General features: G+C 66.4%; 19 protein-coding genes. 6 read left to right on the top strand and 13 right to left on the bottom strand.

From position 1 onward, the window contains the following. Positions 1 to 9: 9 nt before the first annotated feature. Positions 10 to 1,887: a potassium transporter Kup gene (locus ACFPO9_RS27000; protein WP_379777399.1), complete on the bottom strand. Its 1,878-nt coding sequence runs from the start codon at positions 1,885 to 1,887 to the stop codon at positions 10 to 12. A gap of 79 nt (positions 1,888 to 1,966) precedes the next feature. After that, complete coding sequence (locus ACFPO9_RS26995; protein ID WP_379777397.1) at positions 1,967 to 4,156, bottom strand: HzsA-related protein; 2,190 nt, start codon at positions 4,154 to 4,156, stop codon at positions 1,967 to 1,969. Positions 4,157 to 4,267: 111 nt separating this feature from the next. On the opposite strand from ACFPO9_RS26995, the gene ACFPO9_RS26990 reads away from it, so the two are divergent. From ACFPO9_RS26990 to ACFPO9_RS26975, 4 genes are all read left to right on the top strand, one after another. Further along, positions 4,268 to 5,854, top strand: coding sequence for a hypothetical protein (locus ACFPO9_RS26990; protein WP_379777395.1), 1,587 nt, complete (start codon positions 4,268 to 4,270; stop codon positions 5,852 to 5,854). A gap of 87 nt (positions 5,855 to 5,941) precedes the next feature. Next, entirely contained in the window at positions 5,942 to 6,829 is an 888-nt protein-coding gene (rarD, locus tag ACFPO9_RS26985; RefSeq protein ID WP_379777393.1) for an EamA family transporter RarD, read from the top strand. Positions 6,830 to 6,945: 116 nt separating this feature from the next. Next, positions 6,946 to 8,613 carry an energy-dependent translational throttle protein EttA gene (gene ettA, locus ACFPO9_RS26980; RefSeq protein WP_379777391.1) on the top strand — a complete coding sequence of 556 codons (1,668 nt, stop codon included), beginning with the start codon at positions 6,946 to 6,948 and terminating at the stop codon, positions 8,611 to 8,613. 223 nt (positions 8,614 to 8,836) lie between these two features. Beyond that, the gene (locus ACFPO9_RS26975; protein ID WP_379777389.1) at positions 8,837 to 9,376 is read left to right on the top strand and encodes an REP-associated tyrosine transposase; all 540 of its coding nucleotides are present in this window, start codon (positions 8,837 to 8,839) and stop codon (positions 9,374 to 9,376) included. A gap of 118 nt (positions 9,377 to 9,494) precedes the next feature. On the opposite strand, the gene ACFPO9_RS26970 is transcribed toward ACFPO9_RS26975, so the two are convergent. Together ACFPO9_RS26970 and ACFPO9_RS26965 are read right to left on the bottom strand one after the other, a co-directional pair. Further along, the gene (locus tag ACFPO9_RS26970; RefSeq protein ID WP_379777387.1) at positions 9,495 to 10,019 is read right to left on the bottom strand and encodes a porin family protein; all 525 of its coding nucleotides are present in this window, start codon (positions 10,017 to 10,019) and stop codon (positions 9,495 to 9,497) included. A gap of 181 nt (positions 10,020 to 10,200) precedes the next feature. Then, positions 10,201 to 10,797: an alpha-ketoglutarate-dependent dioxygenase AlkB family protein gene (locus ACFPO9_RS26965; protein ID WP_379777385.1), complete on the bottom strand. Its 597-nt coding sequence runs from the start codon at positions 10,795 to 10,797 to the stop codon at positions 10,201 to 10,203. A 51-nt stretch (positions 10,798 to 10,848) separates the two neighbouring features. On the opposite strand from ACFPO9_RS26965, the gene ACFPO9_RS26960 reads away from it, so the two are divergent. Further along, positions 10,849 to 11,436, top strand: a complete 588-nt coding sequence (locus ACFPO9_RS26960; protein ID WP_379777383.1) for a putative pterin-binding protein — start codon at positions 10,849 to 10,851, stop codon at positions 11,434 to 11,436. Here ACFPO9_RS26960 and ACFPO9_RS26955 read toward each other — a convergent pair. From ACFPO9_RS26955 to ACFPO9_RS26925, 7 genes are all read right to left on the bottom strand, one after another. After that, positions 11,433 to 11,795 carry a hypothetical protein gene (locus tag ACFPO9_RS26955; protein WP_379777381.1) on the bottom strand — a complete coding sequence of 121 codons (363 nt, stop codon included), beginning with the start codon at positions 11,793 to 11,795 and terminating at the stop codon, positions 11,433 to 11,435. The genes ACFPO9_RS26960 and ACFPO9_RS26955 overlap by 4 nt on opposite strands. A 78-nt stretch (positions 11,796 to 11,873) precedes the next feature. Next, entirely contained in the window at positions 11,874 to 12,254 is a 381-nt protein-coding gene (locus tag ACFPO9_RS26950) for an MAPEG family protein (RefSeq protein WP_379777379.1), read from the bottom strand. Beyond that, positions 12,251 to 13,084, bottom strand: a complete 834-nt coding sequence (locus ACFPO9_RS26945) for a Rossmann-like and DUF2520 domain-containing protein (RefSeq protein ID WP_379777377.1) — start codon at positions 13,082 to 13,084, stop codon at positions 12,251 to 12,253. The genes ACFPO9_RS26950 and ACFPO9_RS26945 overlap by 4 nt, the downstream gene beginning before the upstream one ends. After that, the gene (locus tag ACFPO9_RS26940) at positions 13,084 to 13,662 is read right to left on the bottom strand and encodes a DUF924 family protein (protein ID WP_379777375.1); all 579 of its coding nucleotides are present in this window, start codon (positions 13,660 to 13,662) and stop codon (positions 13,084 to 13,086) included. Before ACFPO9_RS26940 ends, ACFPO9_RS26945 begins: the two co-directional genes overlap by 1 nt. A 12-nt stretch (positions 13,663 to 13,674) precedes the next feature. Beyond that, positions 13,675 to 14,439 (bottom strand): MgtC/SapB family protein, encoded by a 765-nt coding sequence (locus ACFPO9_RS26935; RefSeq protein WP_379777661.1) that lies wholly within the window; start codon positions 14,437 to 14,439, stop codon positions 13,675 to 13,677. A 5-nt stretch (positions 14,440 to 14,444) separates the two neighbouring features. Then, a complete protein-coding gene (locus tag ACFPO9_RS26930; RefSeq protein WP_379777373.1) occupies positions 14,445 to 14,711 on the bottom strand; it encodes a hypothetical protein in 267 nt (88 codons plus the stop codon). Further along, positions 14,712 to 16,532: an aminopeptidase P family protein gene (locus tag ACFPO9_RS26925; protein ID WP_379777371.1), complete on the bottom strand. Its 1,821-nt coding sequence runs from the start codon at positions 16,530 to 16,532 to the stop codon at positions 14,712 to 14,714. Positions 16,533 to 16,691: 159 nt separating this feature from the next. Here ACFPO9_RS26925 and ACFPO9_RS26920 point away from each other — a divergent pair, with 159 nt between their 5' ends. Next, a complete protein-coding gene (locus ACFPO9_RS26920; protein WP_379777369.1) occupies positions 16,692 to 17,300 on the top strand; it encodes a hypoxanthine-guanine phosphoribosyltransferase in 609 nt (202 codons plus the stop codon). Between the two features lie 169 nt (positions 17,301 to 17,469). Here the strand turns inward: ACFPO9_RS26920 and ACFPO9_RS26915 are convergent, their stop codons facing one another. Continuing rightward, positions 17,470 to 18,426 carry an NAD(P)H-dependent flavin oxidoreductase gene (locus ACFPO9_RS26915; RefSeq protein WP_379777367.1) on the bottom strand — a complete coding sequence of 319 codons (957 nt, stop codon included), beginning with the start codon at positions 18,424 to 18,426 and terminating at the stop codon, positions 17,470 to 17,472. Positions 18,427 to 18,514: 88 nt separating this feature from the next. Further along, complete coding sequence (locus ACFPO9_RS26910; protein ID WP_379777365.1) at positions 18,515 to 19,423, bottom strand: MBL fold metallo-hydrolase; 909 nt, start codon at positions 19,421 to 19,423, stop codon at positions 18,515 to 18,517. Between the last annotated feature and the right edge of the window lie 4 nt (positions 19,424 to 19,427).

Raw genomic sequence — 19,427 nt, 5'->3', positions numbered from 1 at the left:
GGGGCCAATTTATATCTCTACCTGCGTCCCCAGCTCGATCACCCGATTGGCCGGGATCTGGTAGTAGTCGGCGGCGGTGCGCGCGTTCCTCTGCATGAGCACGAACAGGTGCTCGCGCCACGGCATCATGCCCGATCCCGGCACCGAGATCACGGTCTGGCGCGCGATGAAGAAGGAGGTCTCCATCATCTCGAATTCCAGCTGCTGCAAGGCGCACAGGCGCAGGATGTCGGGGATGTTCGCCTCGTCCTTGAAGCCGTAGCTGACGTTCAGCTGGAAGCAGTTGTGGCCCAGCGACACCACCTCGACCTGCTCCGACTCCGGCACGTAGGGCTCCTCGCGGATGTGCACCGTGAGGAACACGACGCGCTCGTGCAGCACCTTGTTGTGCAGCAGGTTGTGCAGCAGGGCGTGCGGCACGCCGTCGGTTTCGCCGCGCAGGAAGATCGCGGTGCCGGCCACGCGCGCCGGCGGGCCGACGAACAGGGACTGCAAGAAGTCCTCCAGCGGGATCGCGTGCTTTTCGAGGTTTTCGAACACCAGCTCGCGGCCGCGCTTCCAGGTCAGCATGATGGTCAGCAGGATCGCGCCCAGCAGCAGCGGGAACCAGCCGCCATGCAGCAGCTTCAGGGTGCTGGCCGAGAACAGCATGATGTCCATGATCATGAAGAAGCCAGTGGCGCCGAAGCACAGCGCCAGCGGCAGGTGCCAGCGGTAGCGCGTCACGAAGAAGGTGAGGATGGTGGTGGCGAACATGGTGGCCGTCACCGCGATGCCGTAGGCGCCGGCCAGTTTATCGGAGGAGCCGAAGCCGACCACCGCGATCAGCACCACCGCCAGCTGCAGCCAGTTGACGGCCGGGATGTAGATCTGGCCGATCTCGCTTTCGGAGGTGTGCATCACGCGCATGCGCGGCAGCAGGCCGAGGGCGATCGCCTGCTTGGTCATCGAGAAGGTGCCGGAAATCGTCGCCTGCGAGGCGATCACCGCGGCCATCGTCGACAGCACCACCAGCGGCAGCACGCTCCAGCTGCCGAGCTGGTGGAAGAAGGGATTTTCGACGGCGTCCGGGTGCATGATCAAGAGCGCGCCCTGGCCCAGGTAGTTCAGGGCCAGCGCCGGGAACACGACCATGAACCAGGCCGCGCGGATCGGCTTCTTGCCGAAGTGGCCCATGTCGGCATACAGGGCTTCGGCCCCGGTCAGCGACAGCACCACCGCGCCCAGCGCGACGAAGGCGATGAAGCGCTCGCGCAGCATGAATTCGAAGGCGTGCAGCGGGTTCAGGGCCTGCAGGATCACCGGCGCCTCGACGATGTTGATCACGCCCATGATGGCCAGCGCCGCGAACCAGACGACCATGATCGGGCCGAAGAAGCGGCCGATGCCGGCGGTGCCGTGGCGCTGCACGCTGTACAGGATCACCAGCACCACGATGGTCAACGGCACCACCCATTTTTCGAGGCCGGGCGTGGCCACTTCCAGGCCCTCGATCGCGCCCAGCACGGAAATCGCCGGGGTGATCACGCTGTCGCCGTAGAACATGGTGGCGCCGAACACGCCGATGATCATCAGCACGTAGTGCCAGCGCGATTGGCGGGTGACGGAATTCAGCGCCAGCGCCATCAGGGCCATGATGCCGCCCTCGCCGCGGTTGTCGGCGCGCAGCACCAGGGTCACGTACTTGAGCGAGACGATCATCGTCAGGCCCCAGAAGATCAGGGAGACGATGCCGAGCAGGTTCGGCGTGCTCAGGGGCAGGCCGTGGGTCGGGTCGAAGATGGTTTTCAGCGTGTACAGCGGGCTGGTGCCGATGTCGCCGTAGACGATACCGACGGCAGCCAGGGTCAGTGCCGCGAGACTGCTTTTCTTGTGTTGCTCACTCAAGATGTCACCATTGCTTGTTCTGGTGCAGCGCACCATAAGATATCGTCAAGAAAAATGCAAATCTTTCATGATGAGAAGCTCATTTCGGCAAGCTTTTCCACCATTTGAGTAAATCCCGCAACGCTTCCGGCTGGTTCAGGGGCGCAAACCGTCCCGCCTGGTCCCGCTGGTTGACGCCGTGGCAGGATGCGCAGACCCGCATCTCGCCCGCCTGGAAGCTGATCCAGTTGCGTTCGCGGACCACCGCCGTGCCCTGCGGGTCGGTGGTCTGCCAGGTCAGGGCGCGCCCGGCCGGCACCAGCGCCGCGGTCGAACCGTCGCGGGCGATCCGCACGCTGCCCGGCGGTCCGCCCGGATTGGCCGGGTTGATCGCTTCGTGCAACGGCTGGGCCAGCACGCGCCGACCGGGGCGGCCCGGGTAGGCCCGCACCTGGTCGCCCTGGAACAGCTGGAAGTGCGCGATGTCGTAGGTGCGCCCGCCCGGCGTATCCTGCGACACCGTCCTGGCGCCGCCCGGCACGCGCAGGTTGAAAGGCTGCTGCAATTCTGCCCGATCGCGGCTGGTCTGGTCGCGCGTGACGATCAGCGCCAGGCCGCGCGTGGTCAGCCAGCGCCGCAAGGCTGCTTCGTCGACGCCTTCGGCGGCCAGCACCGCGCGCTCCGGCGCCTCCAGCCCGCTGCGCGCGCGCACGGGACGCGGGCGCGGCCTCAGTTCGACCGCCTCGAGCTCCCACAATGCACCGGACCAGGCCTGGCGGCCTTGCGCGCCGCGCCACCACAGGCTGCGCCGGATGCCGGCCGTGAGCGGGGCGCCGGCGCGATACAGGCCGTCGCCGCCGCGCACCAGGCGCACCAGGCGCAGGCCGGCCAGCGGCCGGTCCGGCGCCGGCGCATCGACTTCGGGTGCGTGGCTGGCCACCAGCGTGCCGTCGGCCAGCGCCAGCGGATTGCGGAAGCGCCCCGTCGGCAGCGCGTCGCCGGGATGCCCGGCCGTCACCGGCGCCACCGTCATCCGCTCCGCATCCAGCCCGGGCGCGCCGCTCAGGCGCACGATCTGGCCGGTGGCATAGGTATCGCGGTCGCGCGCCGCAATCGCGAGATAGCTGCCGCGCCGGCGCGGATCCTCGGCCAGCTGGAACAGCCCGCCCTCGCGGCGCACGCTGTTGCGGTTGGCGTGCAGGCGGTCGACGCTGCGGCCGGATAAATTCGGGTCATCGCGGAAGCTGGGAATGAAATGGCCGAAGGACAGCTCGTGCTGGCCGACGTGGTTCAGGGTCTCCTCGCCGCTGCCGTCCTGCGCCATCTGCCAGGCGGTGAAGAAACTGGTGGTGAAGGCGCTCACCGCCCCGTACGGGCCGCTGCCGCCGGTGCGCGATTCGGGGAAGGTCTCGGCGCGCGTGGCCAGCGCCGGCGCATTGGCGGCTTCGCCGGCGTAGTTGAAGGATTTGAAGGGCAGCGCGACGCCATTGCCCTGGGCGTCGCGGTCGCGCTGGGCCAGCTGGTCCTGCTGCAGATGGTCCCAGCGGACGAACACGATGCGGCCATAGCTGTCGACGAAGGGGCTGAAGGCGCCGCTGGGCGTGTGATTCAGGATGCGCAGGCGGCCGCTGGCCGGGTCCAGGCTCCAGATGCCGGTGGTGGTCGGCGTCGCCTCGTATTCGTCCAGCTGCGGGTACAGGTGCGGCAGGCCGCTGCGCGGCCGGTCCGAGGTGAACAGGACCCGGCCATCGGCGGCGTAGAACGGCGACAGGTTGTTCGCGTCCGCTGGCTGGCCCGCCACTCGATGGATGCGGACCTGCCCGCCCGCTTCCAGTCCGGCCGCTTCGTAGACCTGCCAGAACGCCTTCGGGCCGCTGCCCACCACCATGCTGAACAGGGCGCGCTTGCCATCCCAGTGCACTGCAGGCTCGCGCACGGCGATCGCCTTGTCGCCCTGCTCGCCCTCGCTGCCGAAGCCGGCTTCGCGGGTCAGGTTGCGCAGGGCGCCGTCGGGGTAGCGCAGCATCAGGTCACCGCCGCGCGGCACCGCTTCGATACCGGGCAGGTGGTTGGCGAAGGCGGACAGGCGGGTGGCGTGATCGTGCGGGGGCGGCACCTGGGCCGCGAACAGCAGCGGGTAGCGCAGGCGGACCGGCTGCGCTGTTTGCGCTGTTTGCGCTGTTTGCGCTGTTTGCGTTGTTTGCGCTGTTTGCACCGCGGGCGCCGCTGCCTGCGCACGGGCGCACAGCGCCAGCGGCAGGAGCAGAAGGCGGCAGCGGAAACGCGTCATGGGTGAATCCTGTTGTCGAACTGAATAAAGTGTAGCCGAGGCTTCGTGCCAGGTTGCAATTTTTAGGCGCTTTCGGCAAGCTGTGAGCAAAACTTTAATAACGGAGACGCCATGCCGACTGCTGCAGCCACCCCGCATGCCCGCCGCCTGGCGGCCCTTGCCACCCTCGCCTGCGCGGTGCTGGTTGCCTGCGGCGGCAGCGGCGGCGGTTCCTCCGCGGTGGTGACCAATCCGCCTCCGGTCGGCGGCGGCACGCCGGTCAGCGGGCCGGCCTGGCTGGGCTTCGGCGCCGACGCGCAGCACGCGGCCCAGGCGCAGGTGGCGACCCAGGACCTGGCGCGCATCGCCTGGCGCACCGCGGTGGACATGGCGCCGCAGTACAGCGCCCAGGGCTATCTGCTGGTGCACTATGGCTCGCCGGCCATCACCACCAAAAACACCGTGCTGGTGCCGGTCAAGCGCGGGGTGCAGGAGCTGTACCGCATCGAGGCGCACGACGGCCGCACCGGGGTTCTCGCCTGGACCCTGGACAGCGACTACATCATGCCGGCGCACCGCTGGACCCCGAGCTACAACCTGACGCTCACCGCCGGCAACCAGCTGGCCTTCCCCGGCGCGGGCGGCAAAGTGATGCTGCGCGACGCGCCCGATGCGGCCAATGGCGCCCTGAAAAGCCTGGTGTTCTACGGCGAAGCGGCCTACAACGGCGCCAGGGGCGCGTTCGACGCCTCGGTCTTCATCAACACGCCGATCACGGCGGATACGCAGGGCAACCTGTATTTCGGCTTCAGCGCGCTGCCCTCGAATCCGGCGGGCCTGAAGGGCGGCATCGCCCGCATCGGCGCGAACGGCGCCGGCAGCTGGGTCGCGGCGTCCACGCTGGCGCAGGACGATGCGGTCGACAAGGCGGCGATGAACAGCGCCCCGGCCCTGTCGCCGGACCAGAAGACCTTGTACGTGGCCGTCAACGGCCCGAGTTCGAAGGGCTATCTGCTCGCGCTGGATGCCGCCACCCTGCAGGCGAAGGCGAAAGTCCTGCTGCTCGATCCGCAAACCAAACAGCCGGCGCGGGTGTCCGACGACAGCACCGCCTCGCCCACCATCGGCCCGGACGGCGAAGTCTTCTTCGGCGTGCTCGAGACCACGCAGAACCAGCACAACGGGCGCGGCTGGCTGCTGCATTTCGATGCGGCGCTGGCGCAAACCAAAACCCCGGGTTCCTTCGGCTGGGACGACACGGCCTCGATCGTCCCGGCATCGATGGTGCCCGGCTATGCCGGCACATCGAAGTACCTGCTCACCACCAAGTACAACAACTACGGCCGCGCGGGCAGCGGCGATTCGCGCAACAAGGTGGCGGTGCTGGATCCCAACGCCAGCCAGCCGGACCTGGTGGCGCCTGCGGTCCCGGTCATGAAGGAAGTGCTGGCGGTGATGGGCGTGACGCTTGACCCGGACTTCCCGGGCGGCGTGGTGGAATGGTGCATCAACACGGCCGCGGTCGATCCGTTTACGAAGTCCATCCTGATCAACAGCGAGGATGGCTGGCTGTACCGCTGGGACTTGAGCACGAATACGCTGAGCCAGAAGATCCGCCTGACCAGCGGCCTGGGCGAGTCCTACACGCCGACCGCGATCGGCGCGGACGGGACGGTGTATGCGATCAATAACGCCACCCTGTTCGCGATCGGCAAGTAATCGGCAAATGCGCTGAACGGGGGGATCGCCGGCAGCGCTTTTTTAGATCGGGGATAATGTCGGTCCTGCAATCGACACACCCTCCCCATGCGTACCGGCATCCTTTCCGCCGCCTCGGCCTTCTTGTGCTGGGGCCTGTTCCCGCTGTATTTCCACGCCATCGGCGAGGTGCCGCCGATGCAGATCCTGGCGCACCGCATGCTGTGGTCGCTGCTGTTCCTGCTGATCGTGCTGGCCGTGCGCAGGCAATGGGCCTGGCTGGCCATTGTGCGCCGGCCGCGGGTGTTTGGCAGTTTCGTGGCGTCCGCCGTGCTGCTGAGCGTGAACTGGCTGATCTATATCTGGGCGGTCAACAACAACCATGTGATCGAAGCCAGCCTGGGCTACTTCATCAATCCGCTGGTGAACATCTCGCTCGGCTACCTGCTGCTGAAGGAGAGATTGCGGCCGGCGCAGTGGGCGGCGATCGCGGTGGCGGCGCTGGGCGTGGCCTGGCTGACCTGGCAGGCCGGCACCGTGCCGTGGATTGCACTGGCGCTGGCGGTGAGTTTCGGCGGCTACGGCCTGCTGCGCAAGACCGCCGCGCTGGGCGCGCTGGAGGGCCTGTCCTTCGAGACCATGGTGCTGTTCCCGGTGGCGGCCGCCTACGTGGTGTGGCTGACGATGCACGGCCAGAACGCCTTCATCAACACCGGCTCGACGTCGACGCAACTGCTGCTGATGGCGGCCGGGCCGATCACCGCGATCCCGCTGCTGCTGTTCGCATCGGGCGCGCGCCAGATCCCCTTGTCCGTGCTGGGGCTGCTGCAATACCTGTCGCCGACCCTGCAATTCCTGCTCGGCGTCTGGCTGTTCCACGAACCGTTTACGCCGGACCGCCTGGTCGGCTTCGCCCTGATCTGGGCCGCCCTCGCCCTGTTCGCGTTTGAGGGCCTGCTGCGCCGCCCGTCAAGCGCCACCGCAAAGCAAGCTTAATCAACATCAAGCCGGGGTCAGACCCCGATTTTAGGAAATTGCCTAAATTCGGGCTCTGACCCCGAATTTTTACAGTATCCTGTCGTCCTTATTTCTCACCGAATTACACCTATCACATGGCCAATTACGTCTACACCATGAACCGCGTGGGCAAGATCGTCCCACCGAAACGGCAGATCCTGAAGGATATTTCGCTGTCCTTTTTCCCGGGCGCGAAGATCGGCGTGCTGGGCCTGAACGGCTCCGGCAAGTCGACCCTGCTGAAGATCATGGCCGGCATCGATACCGACATCCAGGGCGAAGCGCGCCCGATGCCGGGCCTGAACATCGGCTACCTGCCGCAGGAACCGCAGCTGGATCCGGAAAAGACCGTGCGCCAGGAAGTGGAGTCCGGCCTCGGCGAAGCCTTCGAGGCGCAAGCCAAGCTGGAAGCCGTGTACGCCGCCTATGCGGACGAAGACGCCGATTTCGACGCCCTCGCCAAGGAGCAGGAGCGCCTGGAGTCGATCATCGCCGCGGCCGACGGCGGCAACCTGAACCTGCAGATGGAGATGGCCGCCGACGCGCTGCGCCTGCCGCCCTGGGACCAGAAGATCAGCGTGCTGTCGGGCGGCGAGAAGCGCCGTGTGGCGCTGTGCAAGCTGCTGCTGAGCAAGCCGGACATGCTGCTGCTGGACGAGCCGACCAACCACCTGGACGCCGAATCGGTCGAGTGGCTGGAGCAGTTCCTGCTGCGCTTCCCGGGCACCGTGGTCGGCATCACCCACGACCGCTACTTCCTCGACAACGCCGCCGAATGGATCCTGGAACTGGACCGCGGTTCGGGCATCCCCTGGAAGGGCAATTACTCGTCCTGGCTGGACCAGAAGCAGGCCCGCCTGAAGCAGGAAGAAGCGACCGAATCGGCGCGCCAGAAAGCACTGCAGAAGGAACTGGAATGGTCGCGCCAGAATCCGAAGGCGCGACAAGCCAAGTCGAAGGCCCGCCTGGCCCGCTTCAATGAGCTGAGCGAATACGAATACCAGAAGCGCAACGAGACCCAGGAGATCTTCATCCCGGTCGCCGAGCGCCTGGGTAACGAAGTCATCGAGTTCAAGAACGTCAGCAAAGCCTTCGGCGACCGCCTGCTGATCGACAACCTGTCCTTCACCGTGCCGCCGGGCGCGATCGTCGGCATCATCGGTCCGAACGGCGCCGGTAAGTCGACCCTGTTCAAGATGATCGCCGGCAAAGAACAGCCGGACAGCGGCGAAGTCGCCATCGGCCAGACCGCCAAGGTGTCGCTGGTCGACCAGCACCGCGACGAACTGGCCAACAACAAGACCGTGTTCGAAGACGTCACCGGCGGCGCCGACATGCTGAGCGTCGGCCGCTTCGAGATGCCGTCGCGCGCCTACCTCGGCCGCTTCAACTTCAAGGGCGCGGACCAGCAGAAAGTGGTCGGCAACCTGTCGGGCGGCGAACGCGGCCGTCTGCACCTGGCGAAAACCCTGCTGCAAGGCGGCAACGTCCTGCTGCTGGACGAACCGTCCAACGACCTCGACGTCGAAACCCTGCGCGCGCTCGAAGATGCGCTGCTGGAATTCGCCGGCAGCGTGATGGTGATTTCGCACGATCGCTGGTTCCTGGACCGTATCGCAACCCACATCCTGGCTTTCGAGGGCAACTCGCAGGTCACCTTCTTCGACGGCAATTATCAGGAATACGAAGCCGACAAGAAGAAGCGCCTGGGCGAAGAAGGCGCCAAGCCGAAACGGATCCGCTACAAGCCGCTCACGACCTGAGCTGCGCGCATCGCAACAATTTAGTCGCGTTCGCACCACAAAAGCTCCCGGCGGGGAGCTTTTTTTCATTCTTCGCTGGCGACAGCCGCGTGTGTGGACAATCCTGAAGCCTGGTTCCGGATGTGCGTGCCTCGATTTTTTTCGCGCGGAAATGGATCGGCCCGATTTCCATCTCATGTGTAGAATCAGGCGTCGTTGAGGTCGGCTCACGCCACGATCATTCATGACACGTTACCGCGATAACCGCGTTCCCGGCATGACGTACTTTTTCACGGTGCGCCTGCTGGACCGGAATAGCACTTTGTTGACGGACCACTTCTCGGCCTTCGGCGAAGCCATGCGCCAGGCCCGGATCCGCAAACCCTTCCACGTCGATGCCTGGGTAGTGCTGCCCGATCACGCGCATGCGATCTGGACCCTGCCTCCCGGCGACCACGATTGCGCCACACGCTGGCGCGCGGTCAAGATCGCCTTTTCCAAAGCGCTGCACAAGACCGGGCTGGCGCTGGCGAACGCGGCCGACGCCGCGATCTGGGAGCGCCACTACCGCGATTACCGCGTCGGCGACGACGACGAGTACGCGGCCCTGATCGACTACGTGCACAGCAATCCCATGCGCCACGGCTTTTGCCAGCACGCCGCCGACTGGCCCTGGTCCTCGCTGCACCGCTTCGTGGCCGCCGGTTTCGATGCACCACAGGCGCCGCTGGCGCCGCCGCCGTGGATGGGGCCGCGAAGCGCACCGATGCACGCGCCGCTGTAAAGCAAAAAGGGCCGCGAAGGCCCTTTTATATTCGCGTGGGCTCGGGGAGCCCACCCTACGTACATTACGCTGTAGGGTGGGCACCCCGTGCCCACGTGTCGCTTAATGTCGCGCTAACTTAGAAGTTGTAGTGCGCGCCAACAGTCCAGACGTTCGCCTTGGCGCCGAGATCCTTCTCCTTGCCGTAGCGCTCATACTCGGCAGTCAGCGCAACCTTCTGGTTCAGCTTGTACTGCACGCCCAGCGCACCGTAGGCGCCGGTATCGGTGTCCTTCAGGTTCAGGGCCGCGCTGTCGAACTTGCGCTCGCTATGCTGCACGCCGACCTTGCCGTACACGGCAAACTGGTCGTTGACCGGCGCGGTGGCCTTGGCGGCGATATAGGTGCCGTTGCCCTTGGTGGTGCCGCCGGCGGCGTCATGGTCGCCGAAATCGGTGTAGCCGGCTTCAGCAGCCCAGGTACGGTTGAATTCGTAGCCGCCGTAGATCTTGCCGCCGGCCTTGTAGTCGTCCGACTGGATGTTCTTGGCCGAAGCCACGCCCACGCCGACGTAAGCGTGCGGCTGGTCGGTGGTGAAGTTCTGGGCCTGGGCGGCGGTCATGGCGGCGGCGCCTGCGATCAGTGCAACGATAAGCTTTTTCATATTCGGCATCCTTTACTTGGTTTGACTGAGTCGCGATGCAAAATGAATCGCGATGTGGTCAAGATAGCAGCTGCCAAATGCTTAAGTCAGTGCCCATTTCGTAAGAACTGTAAGCACATGTAACTTACTGACCCATTATTCAGTAATAAAATGACTGATATTGACGGCAAATGCCCAGTAATTAAGCGATGTAGCGGAAAGTGAGATTGAGCCGCGCGCCAACCGGTTTTGCAGTCTTGTTGATCCCGTGCAGCCAGTGATGCTGCAGGGACCCCGCCATCAGCAGCAGGTTGCCGTCGGCGAGTTCGAGTTTCAGCGTGCGCTTGCTGCGCTTGTGGCGCAGGATGAAGGTCCGGCTGGCGCCATAGCTGAGCGAGGCGATGGCGGGCTGCGGACCCAGTTCCGGCTCGTCGTCGCTGTGCATGCCCATGCTGTCGGCGCCGTCCCGGTAATAGTTCAGCAGCACGCTGTTGTAGCGGTGGCCGGTGGCGGCTTCGACCGCGCTGCGCAACTGCGCCAGCAGCGGCGTCATGGGCAGCGCTTCGAGGCGCAGGCCGGAATAGGCATAGCTGGCTTCGCCATGCCAGGCCGTCAGGCGCGGCTGCAAATGGCGCTTGCCGTACACGACGATGGTCTCGTGGCGCCAGGCGGTTTCGTCGACCAGGCGCGCGAAAATCTCGGCATTGCTCAGCGGCATGGAGAGCCGGTGCAGCAGCGCCAGTTCGCCATCCTCGATCGGGATAGCCTGCAGTTTGGCCTCGTCGGAAAACAGATCCATGCAAGTCAGTCTAGGTATGATGGCAAGATTCCATAACCAGGACATTTTCGCATGAACAAACGCCAGTTCCTCGGCGCGGCGGCAGCGGCCGGCGCCCTTCCGCTCGCCGGCCGGGCCGCAGCCGGCTCCCAGCCCGCGCCGCCGGACGGCCCGGCCCTGCTGACGGTCACCGGCAACATCGACCGCGGCAACCGCGGACCCTTCGACCCGGCGCTCGACCAGATGATGCACAAGCACGGCGTGAGCTTCCGCCAGGCCTGGGTGTTCGACGACGCCGCCCTGCGCGCGCTGCCGGCCCAGACGATCAAGCCGACGCTGGAATACGACGGCAAGCCGCATAGCTTGCGCGGGCCGCTGCTGGAAGACGTGCTGGCGCGCGCCGGCGCCAGACTCGGGCACCACACCGTGCTGGTGCTGCGCGCGGTGGACGGCTACAAGGTCGAGCTCTTGCTGGGTGACGCGCACGCACGGCGCTTCATCGTCGCCACGCACGTGGACGGCAAGCCGATGCCGCTGGGAGGATTGGGACCGCTATGGGCCGTCTATGACGCCGACCGGGTACCGGACATGGCAAAGCTGCCGCTGGGGCAGCGCTTTGCAGCTTGCCCCTGGGCCTTGTATCACATCGAGGTGGTTTAAGCGTAGGCTTCGGCCAGGCTCATCACGCGCGGCGTCACTGTGACGCCAAAGTTACCAAACAGCGCATCCAACGCCGCCAGGTTACTCGCGCACTCGTCGGTCTTCCAGCCATTGAACAGATCGGTGCCGTCTTTCTGGAAGTGCATGTCGAGCACCTTGCCCTTGTCCTTGTGGACATAGCCTTGCTGATAGGTGTTCTTGAACCCGAGTTCCTGCAGCGCGGTCAGCACGGCCTGCGGCGGACTGTCCGGGTCGGTAGCCAGGAAGACGCCGAAAGTCTTGCCAGGCGGTTTGGCAGCGACATCGACTTCGTAAATGCCCGGCGCCTTGGTAACGCTGGTACTCTTCAAAAACAGCATGCGATCCTCCGTGGTCTAGACTTCCCAGCTTATTGCACTACGGGAACTTTGTCGACGTGAGCCTGCTGAATTTTTGCTCTACTGCAACAGCAATCCGGCCACGCTGCCCGCGACCAGGGCGCCGCAAGCCAGCATGCCGATCATAAAGCCGGCTTCGCGCTTGCTCGGGTCGCGGTAATAGCCGAGCGCATACAGGATACGCCCCAGGCACCACAGCAACCCGCCGGCGGCCGCCCAGGTATCGCCCAGGTAATAAGCACACAGCCACAGCGGCGCCAGCACCAGCGGCAACTGCTCGAGGGTATTGGCCTGCACCCGTTGCGCACTCAGGAAAGGCAGCGGACCGTCCATTTGCGGCGCCGGCACCTTGTATTTCGCTCGCGCCCAGCCGGCCATCACGCCGGTCCAGACATACACGCCGAGCACGGCCAGGGTCGCCCAAGCACTCCATTTGATCATGTCTGCTCTCCATGCTTGCGCCGCGCCAGGGTACGGGTGGCCGAGGCCAGCGCTTCGTACAATGTTCCGGTGGCCGGGTCCCAGGCCGACAGCGCCGCCTGCTGGCGCGCCACGGTGGCGGTGTCGCCGCGCGCGATCGGGCCGGACAGGGCCATCTCCGGTCCCAGCCGGAACACATTGGCAAGAGTTTCGGTGGCCAGCGGCCGCGCCAGTTCGCGCGCCGCCGCCGCCGGGATGCCGGCCGCCTGGTAGGCGCGCAGCGCGGCGTCCAGCACCGTGGTCAGATAGTTCGAGGCGAACACCGAGGCCGCGTGATACACGGTCTTTGCGCTGGCGTCGATGGGCACCACCCGCGCCCCGATCGCCTCGAAGGCCGGTACCAGCAGCGCCAGCGCCTGACCATCCCCTTCGACGCCGCAGAAGGTGCCGTCGAAGGCGGCGGCCACCTGCGCCGGATCGGCGAAGCTGCGCACCGGGTGCACGCTGGCGACGAAGGCGCCGGCCGCGCGCAGCGCCTCCAGTTCGGCGGAGGCCTTGGCGCCGCTGCAGTGGAACACCACCGCATCTTTCATCGCAACGCTGGCCGCGAGCTGCTGCGCGACTTCGGCGATGCGGTCGTCGGAGACGGCCAGCATCCACACACTGGCCGGCCGCAGCGCCACGATGGCATCGACAGAACGGCCGGCGCCGATGAAGGCCGCCGCCGCCTGCGCACTGCCGCCCGAGCGGGTCAGCACATCCTGCACGGCGAACACGCCGCGCGTGGCGAATAAACGTCCGAGCGCGCGCCCGACATGGCCGGCGCCGACGATGTTCAGCGTGGGCGCCATCAGAAGCGCGAACCCGGCTGGCGCAGGAATTCGATCTCTTCCTGGGTCGAGGCGCGGCCGAGGATCTCGTTACGGTGCGGGAAGCGGCCGAAGCGCGCGATCACGCCGCGGTGGCGGTGCGCATAGTCGAGCATGTCGTCGAAGCCCGGGTGCTCAATGGCCAGCGCCGTGAACAGCTCGACGGCGCGCTCCTGCATGAAGGCGTCCTCGGCGTGCTCGAAAGGCATGTAGGCGAAGGCGCGCAGCAAGGGCGGCAGCTGCTTGTGCGCGCCGCTGTCGGCCAGCTCGCGCGCGGCCGCGAGGGCCAGTGCATCGCCGGCGAAGGATTCCGGCTTGTTCCGATAAGCGTTGCGGGTGAACTGGTCGAGCACCAGGATGCGCGCCAGGACGCCCTGCGGCCCCTCGGCATCCCATTCACGCAAGCCGCCGGCAATCGCCTGGGGAATGATGGCGCCGAAACGCTGTTTGATCTCCTCGTCGAAAGCCTCGCTCTTGACGAACCATTCCTTGCGCGGCTGGCCGGCGGCGTCGCTGCCGGGTGCGCCGAACCAGAAATCGCGTACTTCCTGTGCTGTCATGTTGAATTCCTGTCAGTTGCGGGCGTGCGAGAGCAGGAAACCGTCCACGCCTTCGAAGGTCGATAGCTCCGAGGCCAGCGAGGACAGCGGCGCGCCCGCGTGATTCGCCAGCGCCAGCGCCACGAAGCGCCATTCCTGGCAGCCCTTGTCGCTGCCGATGGTGAGCGAGCCGCCGGCGATCTCGTAGCCGCGTTCCAGCGCCATCGTGCGCAGCTCGTCTTCCTGCGGCCGCACGCCGGGCTTGAAACGCAGCGTCACCGCCACCGCCTGGCGCGAGGGCAGCAGGCTGACCGCGCGGTTCAGGTAGATCATGATCATCGCCGAGAAGAAGGCCAGGCCCATCGCCGCCATGTAGAAGCCGACGCCGACCATGATGCCGATCACCGACGAAGCCCAGATCGAGGCCGCCGTGGTGAGTCCACTGATATTGAAACCCGAGCGCATGATCACGCCGGCGCCGAGGAAGCCGATGCCGGTGACCACGCCCTGGATCACGCGGGTCGGGTCGACCAGCGCCACCGCGGCGCCATGCCCGCCATACCAGGCGTTCGGGTAGCCGGCGATGATGGTCAGCGCACAGGAAGCCATGCACACCAGGCCATAGGTGCGCATGCCGGCCGCGCGGCCATGGTAGGAGCGCTCGTAGCCGACCATCAGGCCGAGCAGCAGCGCGCCGATCAGGTGCAGCAGAATCAGGGCGTTGGTCTGCAGTTCCGCGTGCGACCAATACAGGTGGACCAGGTCCGGCAGGGTCAGGACGGCGTTCTGCGGTGTCACCGGATTCAAGGCTGCTTCTTTCGCACCAGTTGTTTTTCGAAGGCCGCGTCGTTCTTGGTGATGCGCTTTTCCGGCTGCGGCCCGAGGCCGTCGACGAATTTCACGAAGTCGTCCAGCTCCATCGGTGGGCACAGCGGCGGCGCGCCGGCCTTCTCGGACAGGAAGAAGTGGCCGGCGCCGGTGCGCGCCATCGAATACGTGGTGACGCCGGTGCGCCGCTTGAGCCGGTCGACGGCGGCGCTGGCGCGGGTGGAGCGGATGCCGGCTGCCATTCAGATCTCCCGGGTACGCTGTTCGAGCCAGTCGCGGGCGGCGCCGTCGACCAGCGGCAGCAGGCGCGCACGCACGCTGCGGTGGTAGTCGTTCAGCCACGCGACCTCGTCGCCGCGCATCAGGCTCATGTCGATGCAGCGGGTGTCGATCGGGCACAGGGTCAGCGTTTCGAAGCCGAGGAATTCGCCGAACTCGGTGGTGTCGGCCACCTGCGCCAGCACCAGGTTCTCGATGCGGATGCCCCACTTGCCGGGGCGGTAGATGCCCGGTTCGTTCGAGGTGATCATGCCCGGCTCCATCGCGGTGTGCGGCTCCGGCATGGCGGTCGGCGAGATCACCTGCGGGCCTTCGTGCACGTTCATGAAGTAGCCGACGCCGTGGCCGGTGCCGTGGCCGTAGTCGATGCCGGCGGCCCAGATCGGGGCGCGCGCCAGCGCATCCAGCATCGGCCCCCTGGTACCGCGCGGGAAGCGCGCCACCGACAGGTTGATCATCCCCTTCAGCACCAGCGTGAAGTCGCGCTTCTGCGCGGCGGTGGGTACGCCGACCGGGACCACGCGGGTGATGTCGGTGGTGCCGCCCAGGTACTGGCCGCCGGAGTCGATCAGCAGCAGGCCGTCGCCGGTGATGGTGGCGTGATTCTCGGGCGTGGCGCGGTAGTGCATGATCGCGCCGTTGGCGTTGAAGCCGGCGATGGTGCCGAAGCTGGGGCTGACGAAACCGGGACGGCGTGCGCGTGCCGCCGTGATCTGCTCGTCGATCATGACCTCCGTCAGCGGCGCGCGCTGCGGGTCCGCCAGCAGCGGCTCGAGCCAGGCGAAGAACTCGCACAGCGCGGCGCCATCCTGTTCCATCGCATCGCGCACGTGGTCGGCTTCCGCCGGCAGCTTGCGCGATTTCGCAAACGTGGTCGGGTTGATCGCCTCCACCACGCGCACGCCCTGCGGCACGGCGGCGCGCATGCCGGCGGTGATGCGGCGCGGGTCGATCAGCAGGCTGCTACCCGCAGGCAGCGCCTGCAGCGCATCGCGCGCCTGCTCGTAGGGGGCGACGCGCACGCCGTCCTGCTCCAGGCGTTCGCGCAGCGCGGCCGGGACCTTGCCGTCGGCGACGAAGACGGTCGCGCGCGCGGGCTCGACCAGCGCATGGGCCACGAACACGGGGTTATAACTGACGTCGGCGCCGCGCAGGTTAAACAAATACGCGATGTCGTCCAGGGTCGAGATGAAATGGCGCTCGGCGCCCAGCTTGGCCATCGCGTTGCGGGTGGCGTGCAGCTTATCCGCGCGCGTCATGGTCGCGTAGGGCGCTTCGTGTTCGTAGACCGCGTCCGCCGGCAGGCCGGGGCGCTCGCGCCAGATCTCGTCGAGCAGGTCGAGGTCGGTGCGCAGTTTGATATCGCGCGCTTTCAGGGCGTCTTCCAGCAGGCGCGCCACGGCCAGGCCCAGCACGCGGGCATCGACGGCGACGGTCTGGCCCGGCTGCATGGTCTCGGCCAGCCAGTCGATGTGCAGCAGGCTGGCGCCCGAGGGAATCTTCATCAGGCGGATCCCGGTGCCCGCCAGCTCCTGCTCGGCCTGGGTGTAGTAGCGGCCGTCGGTCCAGACGCCGGCAAAATCTTGGGTGGCGATGAAGGTGCCGACCGAGCCCGTAAAACCCGACAGCCATTCGCGGCCCTTCCAACGGCCGGGCAGGTACTCGGACAGGTGGGGATCGGCGGAAGGGACGATGAAGGCGTCGACCTGGTGGCGGGCCATCACGGCGCGCAGTTGGGAAAGGCGTTCGGCGCGCAGGCCGGTGGTGTCGGTGGTTGCTGGCATATCGGGGATACGAATGTGTTGGGAATTCTCCAAGCTATGTATCATACCCCCCTCTGTCCGTATATGGCGCAGAGCCTCCTTGCGTTGAACCAAGAGGAACGCTGGCCCAACGCAATCTGGCGGATAATCGGCGCTGCATTCTTTTTCTCACAATAAATCATGCAAGAACAAGACTTCCACTACACCCGCGCGCGCGACCTGCTGGCCCGCGCCGAGGAACTCGTCAGCGCCGACACGGTGCAAGCCGCGGTGCGCAACGTCGCCGAGGTGCTCAACAGCCGCTTCGACAGCGACAGCACCGGCGAATTCCCGCTGGTGCTGGGCGTGATGGGCGGCGCGGTGGTCTTCACCGGCCACCTGCTGCCCCAGCTGCGCTTCCCGCTCGAATTCGACTACATCCACGTCACGCGCTACGGCGACCAGGACCGCGGCGGCGAAGTCGTGTGGAAGGTGATCCCGCGCCAGAACGTGGCCGGCCGCACCATCATCGTGGTCGACGACATCCTCGACGAAGGCGAGACCCTGGCCCACGTGAAGCAGCGCCTGCTGGACATGGGCGCGGCCGAGGTGATCCTGGCCGTGTTCGCGGACAAGGACCTGGGCAAGCAGAAGCCGGTGCAGGCGGATATCGTGGGGCTGACCATCCCGAACCAGTTCGTGGTCGGCTTCGGGATGGATGCGCATGGTTACTGGCGTAACCTGCCGGGACTGTGGGTGATCAAGGACGAGGACAAGCAGGTGGAAGAATCGCCGCCTGCGGCTGAATAATCGTCATTCCGGGCATTGCCCGAAATGACTTCCCGCGCCCTACCCCGTCATTCCCGCGCAGGCGGGAACCCAAGTTGAGGATGAGTCGTCGCAAGCGTTCGCTCGGATCGGCGAACTTGGATCCCCGCCTGCGCGGGGATGACGGTTTTGAAGCTAACGGGAACGACGCTTATTTGATACCCAAACGCGCCCTGGCCGCCTGATACTGCTGCGCCAGGCGCTCGACCATCTCCGCCACCGTCGGCACATCATCCATCAAGCCGACGCCCTGCCCCGCGCCCCAGATATCGCGCCAGGCCTTGGCGCTGCCCGATCCAAAACTCATCTTGCTCTTGTCCGACACCGGCAGGTTGTCCGGATCCAGCCCGGCCGCCACGATCGATTTCTTCAGGTAGTTGCCGTGCACGCCGGTGAACAGATTCGTGTACACGATGTCGGAGGCCGCGGACTCCACAATCGCAGTGCGGTAGGCGTCGTTGACGTTGGATTCCTTCGTCGCCAGCCAGCGCGAGCCGATGTAGGCGAAGTCTGCGCCCATGGCCTGGGCGGCCAGGATCGCGTCGCCGGTGGCGATGGCGCCGGACAGGGCGATCGGGCCGTCGAAGAATTTGCGCACCTCGCCCACCAGCGCGAACGGCGACAGGGCGCCCGCATGGCCGCCGGCGCCGGCCGCGACCAGAATCAGGCCGTCGACGCCCGCTTCCAGCGCCTTTTCGGCGTGGCGGATCGAGACCACGTCGTGCAGCACGATGCCGCCGTAGGCGTGCACCGCATCCAGCATCTCCTGCGGCGGCGCGCGCAGCGAGGAGATGATGATCGGCACCTGGTGCTTGACGCAGACCTCGACGTCATGCGCCAGGCGGTCGTTCGACTGGTGCACGATCTGGTTGACGGCGATCGGGCCGACCTTCTTTTCCGGATGCGCCGCCTGGTAGTCGGCCAGCTCGCGCTGCAAGTCCGTCAGCCAGACGTCCAGCTGCTCGGCCGGGCGCGCGTTCAGCGCCGGGAAGGAGCCGACGATGCCGGCCTTGCACTGCGCGGCGACCAGCGTGGGGCTGCTGGCAATGAACATCGGCGATGCGATGACGGGTAAGGAAAGATCTTGCAGGACTGGGGGCAGCGCCATGGATGTTCTCGCAGAGGGTTGATCGGGACCAGCTTCTTGCGATTATAGGGCGAAAAAAGCACGATCGTGCTAGATCCTGCGCTCTAATTCAGGCGTCGACCAGCATGCCGCCCTGCACCGTCGCCGCGCCGGCCTTCTCCAGCGCCCGCACCGCCCACCGCGCCAGCTCGGCAGGCGGCCGCGGCAGGAAGCGCTGGCGCGCCAGCACCAGCAGCGGCACCGTCCCGAACAGGTTTTCCACCTCGTCCAGCGCCATCGCGCGGCGCTCGATCAGCAAGAATTTCAGCAGGACCTTGACGCTGTTCTCGGCGTTGCGCACCGGGTCGGCGGACAGGTAATCCAGCCGGGAATATGCCCGCTGCAGCGCCGCGTCGGCATCCGTAAAAGGCGCGCCGTGGCCCGGAATCACCAGCCGCGGCCGCAAGGACGCGATCAGGTCGAGCGTCGCCTTCACCTCGCCGAAGCCGGGCTCGCCGGCCAGCTCGGGAAAGATCACGCCGAAGCCGTTCTGCCACAAGGCGTCGCCGGCGATCAGGATGCCCTCCTCCGCGCACCAGAACAAGAGCGCGTGCGGATCGTGCCCCGGCGCGGCCAGCGCCTGCCATTCCAGGCCGCCCATCGCCAGCACCTGGCCCGGCGACACTGTCTCGTCGAACCCAAAGCGCGCGCATTGCTGGCCGGTGGCCCGGTAGCTCAGCGCCGCCTCGTCCCAGTCCCGCACCTTGTCCGCCTCGAACACGGGAATCGCGATGCGGCAGCCAAAGGCTTGTTGCAAAGCCGCGTTGCCGCCGCAGTGATCGGAGTGAAGATGGGTGTTGACGATGCGGTCCAGCGGCCGGTCGCCGAGCGCGTGCCGAACCAGCGCCAGCGTCTGCGGCGCATGCGTCACATAGCCGGTATCGACCAGGACCGTTTCATCGCGGCCGACGAACAGGATGTTGTTGGCGGACAGCCAGCCGCGTTCGAACACCTGCATCGAGGCCGGCAGCTGCATCATGTAC

This window comes from Massilia aerilata (assembly GCF_042656905.1).
GTDB lineage: Bacteria > Pseudomonadota > Gammaproteobacteria > Burkholderiales > Burkholderiaceae_D > Telluria > Telluria aerilata.
Note: the sequence above shows the minus strand (reverse complement) of the source record. Positions and strands in the feature narration are given on the sequence as shown.